Genomic DNA, 5,555 nt, shown 5'->3' on the forward strand with positions numbered 1-5,555 from the left:
TGCCGTGACACGTAATGAGGTGACCGCATCCGCCGATCACGACGCAACGTCCCGTGGTCGGTGGTGGATCCTGGCCGTGGTGTGCATCGGCCCGATGATGGCTTTCGTCAATGTCTCCTCCACGCTCGGAGGGCTCGCCACCATCCAGGCCGATCTGCACCCCTCGGCGTCGATGGCCGTCTGGGTCGCCAGTGCCTACAGCCTGGTCGTGGCCAGTCTGGTGCTCGGCAGCGGGACCGTCGGGGATCTCATCGGCCGGCGGCTGATCTTCGCCACCGGCGCGGCCGTCTTCGCGGCGGGCAGTGCTGTGGCATTCGCCGCGCACAACACGGTCGTATTGATTGCCGCCCAGGCCATCATGGGAATCGGCGGCGCGATGGTGTTGCCCACCAGCCTGGCCATCATCAGCCACACCTTCACCGATATGCGCGAACGCACCGAGGCCGTTAGTATCTGGGCCGGAAGTTCCGGAATCGGCCTGGCGATCGGTCCGCTGGGAGCGGGGGTGCTGGTGGGTGCGTTCTCCTGGCATGCGATCTACCTGATCAATGTCGTACTCGGTGTGGTTGCCCTTCTCGGCGCGGTGACACTGATTCGTGAGAGCAGACTCCCCACCCGGGCATTCGATCCCGTCGGGATGGTGCTGGGCACCCTCGCCATCGCGGCACTGACCTATGCGGTGATCGAAGGCGGCTCACGGGGATACACCGAGGTCCGCATCCTGTGTGCCTATGCTGTGCTGGCCGTGTCACTGGTGGCGTTCATCCGGTACGAAGCCCGCCATCCCGATCCCATGCTGGACGTGAAGCTCTTCCGGTCCGGATCCTTCAGCGCCGTGATGGGTACGGCCGCGGTCACCCTGCTGGGATTCACCGGCACCGCGCTGGTCACCGTGCTCTACCTGCAGCACGTGCAGGGAACCACGGTCCTCGCCGCCGCCGTGCGGCTCCTGGTGATGTTCGGCCCCTTCGTCCTCATCAGCGCCGTCGCCGCCCGTATCGTGCATCGCATCGGGTTCACGACGATGCTCACACTCGGCCTCGTCGTCATGGCCGCCGGCATATTCGCGCTCCTCGCCAGTCCACCCGGTACCGGGTTCGGACGGATTTGGCCCGGACTACTGCTCGCCGGTATCGGCAGCGGCATGCTCATCGCACCCGCTACCGCGGCGGCGGTCAACAGCGTCGCACCACACCAGGCAGGTATGGCCAGCGCCACGGTCAACTTGTTCCGTCAGGTCGGCAATGTACTGGGTGCCAGCGTTCTGGGCACCATCCTGACGACGCGGTTCGCCGACAACCTCCGCGACGAACTCCGTGCTGCCGACCTGCCTCGGCCGCTCACCGACGCCGTCGTGTCCGCCGCCGCAGCGGGCGAGCACAGCTCTGCCCTCCCGCCCGCCGTCGCCGGACCGGTCCGCAACGCCATCCAGCACGCGTTCACCGACGCCACCCATCTCGCCCTCACCGTCGCCGGCGTCGTGCTGCTGATCACCGCGGTCCCGGTCGCGATATTCGTCCGCCGGCAACCCGGCACATTCGAGACCGCCACGGCCCCAACGACTTCGGAACTCGACACCGCATAGGACGGACGTGCCGGTCGACCGGGCGTCACTGGTCGGATGTGCTCACCGGAAGCGGGTCGGTCCAATACACCACGTGGCCCCACAATTGCCACAGGGCCTCGACGGCGGCCTCGTCGGTGAGCTCGATGTGAGGACTGTCGTTCTGGTACTGCCAGGTGAGGCAGAACTGTTCGATCATGGCGGTCAATGCCGATGCGGCGATCTCGGGATCGAGCCCGGGACAGTAGCCCGCGGCCTGGGCCGCGCGGATATCGCGAGCGATGAGCGTATTTGCGCTGCTGTGGATTTCGCGCCAGCGCGCCGCGAACGCGGGGTCGATCATGGCCGCCTGGCTGATACCGATGACCTCGGCCAGATGTTCGCGGTAGTGCAGTATCGCTCGAGCGCGCGTTCACTCGCCTCGACGAGTATCTGGATACGGCGGCCAGTGCGGACGTGCGCAAATACCGTCCCGAGAATCTCGCCAACGCGCTGCCTTCGGGCCCTATCGGCCGGTCGCCTCACGCAGCTCGGGTGTCGACGCCTCGACGAAGTCCTCGGCGGTGCACAACGGCCATACCTCACGACACCGTTGCGGATCGGGGGGCCGCGGACCCACCGTGCGCGGACGGTCTCAACCCTGATTCACCCCTAAGTCGAACGGCAAGCCGCGGTTTCGACATCGACATCGAGAAATGTCTCCGCCCGGGATCTTCGGTAGGTTATAGATGTCGAGTGCGCGTTATGACGGGGATCGCTGACCGGCGGGCTTGCCATGGGTGGTAAATACCAGCATTGCGCAGGGACGCGAAGTGCGAAATCTTCAGCCTTGGACATTCCAAATCCTGACGACGAACCGATCCAGGCGATTTTGGGGGGAACTGTTCGTGAACTGCTCGCGGTCGAGGTCGCGCGTTGGCGCCTCCGGGGTTTCGGCGCTTTTGTCGTTCCTGGAACATGGAGAGCGCCGTGACGCAGGCCGAGGATGAGGATCTCGAGGGGTTGGTCGATCGAATCGCGGATGGGCTGCGTGAGGTAGCCCCGCCCGGGTGGCAGCGGCTGGAGGCGTGGTTCGCGATGACCGTGGTCGCCGAATCGGCGCTGCTGGTGGTCGACGACGGTATCCGGTCGTTCCGGTGCCCCGTACCAGATGCGGTGTGGGCTGCGGTGCGCCGGCATCGGCAGGTGTCGGCAAGGGCCGAGGGCGGCCCGTGGTGGCGGTTGCTGGTGCGCATCGACGCGGACCGTGTCGAGGCTGCTGCTGATCACGGTGCCGTGCCGTTCCCCGGCGAGCAATTGTTCGCACCGGAGGCCTATCTCGCCGACTTGGAACGCTATCCGCGGGATCGGCTGCCGGTGTGGCTGGCGGCCTACCTCGGGCGCGGCGAACGTCGGACTCGGCCGCCGCGCGCCGCCGCCGACGCGACGCGGGCGGACCAGCGTGCGGGTCTGCGGGCGGTGGCCGTGGATAACGAACTGCCGGAGCTGGCCGTGTTGTGGGCCCGGTGGGCGGTGCTGGCGGCAGCCTTCGTGGCGGTCGGGTCGGGGCAGGGGCCGCGGATCGGTCCGTCGGTGGGCATCTTCGAAGGCGCCGGACGTAGCGGTTCGACGTTGACGCTATTACCCGGTGACCGGGCCGTGCTATCGGGTGGTGTGTGGGATGCGTCGGTTCTGGACGCCGCGTACAACGCGGGTGCGGCAATGCCGGAATTGTTTGCGGGAGCACCGGATTGGGTGGCCGACCCGGTACTCAATCCGCGGGCGGCAGCCGGTTTGCTGTCGTTTTGTTACTGGTGGGAGGCCGGCCAGTGGTACCGGGGTGAGTCCGCGCCGATACCGGAGTGCGCGCCGGCGCTGCCCGCAGTGTGGACGGTCGGCACCGTGGCGGATGTCGTCAGCACCCTGCTGGACGACCAGTCGGGTGGTGGTACGTCGGGCGTGGCCGAGCTATTGGTGTCGGCTGCGCAGGCCGGCGCCGTGACTCGCGAGGCGATCGTGCAGGTCTTCGGGGTCGGCGACGGCACCGACATCGATGGTGCGATGTTCCAGTTCATGCTCGCGGATCTGGACGCGAACCACACCGAAGGGATCGGCGAAGCGGATGCGCTCGACCTCGTCCGTGATCACATCCGACGACAGGGGTATGACACTACGGGTTACCCGCTGTCGACGCTGCGGGCCGATCGCATAAGTGTGGGCTGGATGGTACGTTCGCCGGTGCCGGACGGCGAAATTGCTTTGGACCGTGCGGTTTTCTATGTCGCCGACGATGGCGTTGTGGAGCGCTCGACGACGTCGGTGCCGTTGTCGGTGTTCGTCACCGGTTTCGAGCGACGGTTCCGGCTGCGCGGCAACGGCCGAGCCTCCTCGGAGGGGGCGCGACGTGAACGATGAAGTTCGGTTGGATCCGGACCACTTGCGAAATCGGGGAGCGCGGCTGGCCGAACTCGGGGACCGCGTGGGGCAAACCTATGCGGGACTGCGCGATTCCCTGGCGCACGCCGAAGGCAGTTGGGGCGATGACAATCTGGGTGTCGCGTTCGCCAGGGAGTTCAAGCCGCATGCCGACCAGTTGCTGGCCAATCTTCGGGCGATGGAGGAGAGCCTGCACAGCACGGCCGCCGGAATGGTGGACGCCGCAAGCCAATTCGAAGTCCAGGACAGGTTCGGCGCCAGCCGGGTCGGCACTACTGCCGACGACCTGGACCCGATCGGCGAGCCGCCGCCGCCCTGGCCGGATGGCAGCGCGAACACGTCCTCACCCGCGGGCACACAGCCGCCCGTGACGTCCGATCCCGCGGCGACCTTTCCGGCAGCGGGTCCTCCGGTGTATCCCACGGACCGGGCTGACCCCACCGAACGATCCATCCCCGGCGGGTCGCGGACACCGGACGCGTCCGCGGGCCGCTCCACGCCGGAGAGCGGTCCGCAGCGGGATCCTTCAGATCGGGCAGTGGGCCGAGAGGTGGAGCGGGGATCAGACGCACCGGGCAGTGGTAACTCCAAGCCTGCCGGAGACTCCGGTCGCCGTCCTCCGGCCGCGGCGGTGTTCCCGCCGGCCGCCGCAGTGTCATCACCGGCCGTGGTGCCCCCGGCCGCTACCCGGGCTTCACCCAGTGCCGCAGCCGGGCGGCCGGCAGGGGCGAGCCCACCGGGTAGTGCGGGACAGCGAGATACGCCGTGGTCCGGGCAGCCGCCCAAAACGGCCGGACCACCCGCCGGTGCCGCGCCGAGACCCCCTGGTCCTCGGTTGCCCTCCTCGCCGCGGACGCAGAAGCCCGCCGATGAATTGCCGCGCGATCGGCGGGGCTCCGGCGCGCGCCCGGTTACCGACCCAGTGGTCGGCTGGCTGGCGCGGACGCTGGCCGAGAACCACGACGTGCGGGTGACCGGATTCGATACCCCAGGCTTGCAGGTGCCGGTTATACGAGAATTCGTGGCCGCAGTGGACCAGGTACTCACCGACTACCCAGTTATCGATCTCGATGTCGTCGCGGTGGCGGAGCTCGATGTCGAAGCGGGGCCGGTGTGTTGGCGTCTCGAACCGCGCGATACACGGGGCACGGGCGCCGGCCGGTCGATCACCCTCGACCAGCGGACCGCGCAGGAGCCGACGCGAGCGACCGGATCGGCGGAGTCCGACACCGAATCGGTGGAGCTGGAAATTTATCAGGCGACGCTGCGCGAATTCGGCCGGGCACTCGACTTCGCCGGTGGCGGTATCGCACGCAGGCGGGCACAGCGCGTCCTGATCGCCGAGTACCTGTGTCTGGAGGCTGGACGCAACAGCACACTCGCCGAGGTAGTGAGCGGTTACCGGCGCTGGCGTGCCGAGTTGACCGGGGACGCCGCGGACGCACGTGGGTTCGACGTGAGCAGGGCCCTCGGCGCCGCGTTCACCGATGTCGTGCTGCGTGGAGACGAGGCGAGTCTCCAGGCGCGAGCACTGCACGCGGTGCTGGTCGACGCGACGTCGCGGTAGGCGGTGCCG

4 protein-coding genes are annotated in these 5,555 nt (G+C 68.0%); 3 read left to right on the forward strand and 1 reads right to left on the reverse strand.

Features of this window, described 5'->3' with window-relative positions; translation table 11 throughout:
- The first annotated feature begins 4 nt into the window (after positions 1-4).
- Positions 5-1,585, forward strand: a complete 1,581-nt coding sequence (locus ACIBJI_RS19785) for an MFS transporter (RefSeq protein ID WP_397085157.1) — start codon at positions 5-7, stop codon at positions 1,583-1,585.
- A 25-nt stretch (positions 1,586-1,610) separates the two neighbouring features.
- On the opposite strand, the gene ACIBJI_RS19790 is transcribed toward ACIBJI_RS19785, so the two are convergent.
- Complete coding sequence (locus ACIBJI_RS19790) at positions 1,611-1,907, reverse strand: hypothetical protein (protein ID WP_364345756.1); 297 nt, start codon at positions 1,905-1,907, stop codon at positions 1,611-1,613.
- A 626-nt stretch (positions 1,908-2,533) separates the two neighbouring features.
- On the opposite strand from ACIBJI_RS19790, the gene ACIBJI_RS19795 reads away from it, so the two are divergent.
- Together ACIBJI_RS19795 and ACIBJI_RS19800 are read left to right on the forward strand one after the other, a co-directional pair.
- Positions 2,534-3,958, forward strand: a complete 1,425-nt coding sequence (locus tag ACIBJI_RS19795; protein WP_397085160.1) for a hypothetical protein — start codon at positions 2,534-2,536, stop codon at positions 3,956-3,958.
- Positions 3,948-5,546, forward strand: coding sequence for a hypothetical protein (locus tag ACIBJI_RS19800; RefSeq protein WP_364345760.1), 1,599 nt, complete (start codon positions 3,948-3,950; stop codon positions 5,544-5,546). Before ACIBJI_RS19795 ends, ACIBJI_RS19800 begins: the two co-directional genes overlap by 11 nt.
- The last annotated feature ends 9 nt before the right edge of the window (positions 5,547-5,555 follow it).

This window comes from Nocardia sp. NPDC050408 (assembly GCF_044458905.1).
Taxonomy (GTDB): domain Bacteria; phylum Actinomycetota; class Actinomycetes; order Mycobacteriales; family Mycobacteriaceae; genus Nocardia.